Genomic DNA, 229 nt, shown 5'->3' with positions numbered 1-229 from the left:
CCCTGCAGTTCTTCGGCGAGTACACCGGGCTCGCTGACCCCGCCACCTTTGCCCGGTGGCTTGCGCCGCTACGCAGTTGCGAATGGGTGGTCTACGCCAAGCGCCCGTTCGCCGGACCAAAGGCGGTGCTCGAGTACCTGTCACGCTACACGCACCGCGTTGCCATCTCCAACCAGCGCCTCGTCGCCTTCGATGAGCGTGGCGTGACGTTCCGCTGGAAGGATTACCG

At 65.5% G+C, this 229-nt stretch carries 1 protein-coding gene; it reads left to right on the top strand.

Going from position 1 to position 229, the window contains the following annotated elements:
• Positions 1 to 229 (top strand): transposase (locus R0J92_RS27480; protein WP_411054009.1); only part of this gene is annotated, 229 nt, incomplete at both ends.

It is taken from the genome of Tritonibacter sp. SIMBA_163, from assembly GCF_046535935.1.
Taxonomy (GTDB): domain Bacteria; phylum Pseudomonadota; class Alphaproteobacteria; order Rhodobacterales; family Rhodobacteraceae; genus Epibacterium; species Epibacterium scottomollicae.
Note: the sequence above shows the minus strand (reverse complement) of the source record. Positions and strands in the feature narration are given on the sequence as shown.